Source organism: Nitrospina gracilis 3/211, from assembly GCF_000341545.2.
Classification (GTDB): Bacteria; Nitrospinota; Nitrospinia; order Nitrospinales; family Nitrospinaceae; genus Nitrospina; species Nitrospina gracilis.
Genome location: NZ_HG422174.1, coordinates 1 through 2,652 on the forward strand (window position 1 = coordinate 1; position 2,652 = coordinate 2,652).

Sequence of the window (2,652 nt, forward strand, 5' to 3'; positions counted from 1 at the left end):
TCACGTGATACCGTCTGAAAACCCCGGATGAGCCAGTGCTGGTGCAGGAGCATCAGGAGTTTTGGGTGAGTCTGGGTACATGATTTCATCCTCTGCCTGTCCTTTGCTCCCGTTGCCGCCTGTTTCACCTCCGTTTCTTGATTTACTTTGGTCCGTTGAGAGATTTCTTCTGGTCCTATATTATATCCATCATGTCGGTGCGGGATCGGGCCGGGCTTTCAGTTTCTCCATCTCCAGTTTGATCCACCGCTTGAGGTTTACCGCCACGGCGGTGAAGTAACATTGCAGGCTGACTTTCCTCAAGCCGCGATACCTTGCCCGACGCAGGCCGTGATACCGTTTCATCTCGGATAACTTGCCCTCGATGCCGGGCCGCAGTTTCATGTCCTGCTTGAACTGATCGGTCTTGTTATAGATCTCCGCTTCCCGCAACTCCTGGTGCGCCGGACCGATCCCCACCACCCGCCGCTTCTCCCGCGCGTTGGTGCATTGGGACAGATGCTCACACGGCCCGCACTTGGTCAGCGGAAAGTGGAACATGCGGATGTCCTTGTTGTAGTCGTGGAAACTCTGCTTGATCGTCACTCCAGCAGGGCAAGTGAGCGTGTTCTTTCTCTGGTTGTAATCGAACATCGACTTCGGGAAAACCGCGCGGGTGATGTTGTTGGTGATTCGCATCGGCGCCACCAGCTCCGTTCCATGCTCCTTGAGGGCCTTGCGGTAACCGCCATCACTGTAGGCCGTATCCCCGATCAGTTTTAACGGGGCTAGCCTGTGTTTTCTTTGCTCGGCCACGGACTCCACGGTCATGGAGCCGTCCCGCCGGTTGCCGGGTGTGGCCTGCACGCTGGTGATAAATCGACTCTTAACCGTCTCGGTGATGTTCGCCTTGTAGCCGTGGAACTTCTTGGTCTTCGACTTGGCCCCGAACCGGGCATCGGGATCGACCGGGGAAACGATCAGGTCCGCCGGTTTCTCCTTGCGCACCTTCTCCCTGGGCTCGCCGTTCCCGGCTTCGGTGACGTGCTCCCTCAAGATTCGCTTCAACATCTCCACCTGCTGAGACAGGGTTTTATCTCCCTTGATGGATTCCACACGCCGCAGAACGGTTTTGGCGTCTTGCACCACCTCCACCAGTTTCTTCTCCTTCGCTTCCATATCCAGACGCCCGTCCACCTCGTGATCCACCCGGCGGTGATCGTACTCTTCGATCGATATGTTTTTGCCCAGGGACTGGTAGATTTCCGGATGTTTCTTCTTTAAGGGGATCAGCATATTGCGCACTCCCTTCTTCACCAGCACTGTCATCGTCGGCAAGGCAATGTCGGCGATCACGTGGGTGGCGTCGATGCGTTGGATTTCATTGCGGCCGATCAGCCCCGCCTTCACCAGTTTGTCGAGGAGCTTGTCGAACACCGCCTTCTCCTGCTCGTGCTCCAGCAGGCGTTTGCGAAAGTCGCCCAGCGAGGAGTGATCGAATGGACGCTCATCCAGCCGCAGGCCCAATGCAAACTTGATCTCGATGTCATAGGCGCAGGCGCGCTCCATCTCTCGGTCCGACAGGTTGCGGTGAAACTGCAAGATAGTCGCCTTCGCCAACAGCGCAGGCGAGATCGGCGGACGCCCGTTGTCGGTGCAGTACATCGACTCGAACACCCGGTCCGTGATCAGCCGTCCAACCTTCTCCTTGAACTGGCGGTAGAAACTGTCTTCGGGGATCAGTTGTTCGCAGATAAACTCGGGATCGTAAAAACTCCCCTGACGCAGGGAAGAAGAGGACAGCACGGCAGAACCTCCAAGGAAGGGGGGAATGAAGGAAACCGCTCACAATACGGGGATAGTATCTTAAATTTTATACATATTTTCAAGCCCATTCAGGCGTCCTCGATGCTCTTTATCCTAAAGGCCACCTTTTTGAGCAAAAGGAAATTAGCGTTTATCTTTATCTTTAAGCTCAAATTTAATCAATTCCAATGCCTCAATTTTTAAAACCACTTCCCGGCCCAGGCGATCAGTAACTATAGTAGTATCTTCAGGGGTATTAACCTCACTATCAAACCACTCCAAATCGCAGCACATTTCCATTTCATTTTCATAAATTTCTTCCTCCACTTTTTCCCCTTTTTCAAAAAAACGACCTTTACCGGGTAACTTGGTCTTTCCATTTTAGAACCCTCCCTGCCATGGTCGATGTTTTTTTATCTGACTTTTGGTTGAACCACGATGGTAGTGAGGCCTATATACCATTCTTCCTTTATATTTAAACGGACCCCAATCCAGACCAAAACGGCGGACGCCATTTTTGGCAACCGTCATCCCGGCACCACCAAACCTGTACCGGCTGAACTTTACGGTCCATCCCGCAACTCTGGCAATTCCCGAACCACCCAAGGCGAAACTGAGCCCTGTGCCGGTAAGCCCTCCAGAACTGTAAGCTGAAGAGCAGTCATCAACAATATCCCGTCCATCGTTTAATTGCTCCCGAACCCATTTGGTTCCTCCAAATGTAATGGCATCCCCAAACCCAGCGGAAAAGTTGGAAAGATCATTTAGGGTAAACAATCCCAGAGGATCAACGTTGTTTACAGGGTCCGCGAGGACATACCCGTACAAGTTCGTTTCAACAAGGGGTTTTCCGACACTATCCACGTA

General features: G+C 52.9%; 2 protein-coding genes and 1 pseudogene. All 3 read right to left on the bottom strand.

Annotated elements, in window-relative coordinates; all coding sequences use genetic code 11:
- Positions 1-189: 189 nt before the first annotated feature.
- Positions 190-1,785: an IS1182 family transposase gene (locus TX82_RS14775; RefSeq protein ID WP_005006023.1), complete on the bottom strand. Its 1,596-nt coding sequence runs from the start codon at positions 1,783-1,785 to the stop codon at positions 190-192.
- A 144-nt stretch (positions 1,786-1,929) separates the two neighbouring features.
- Complete coding sequence (locus TX82_RS14780) at positions 1,930-2,112, bottom strand: hypothetical protein (protein WP_005006025.1); 183 nt, start codon at positions 2,110-2,112, stop codon at positions 1,930-1,932.
- Between the two features lie 54 nt (positions 2,113-2,166).
- A pseudogene (locus TX82_RS16585) lies at positions 2,167-2,652 on the bottom strand (hypothetical protein); the annotation flags it as partial.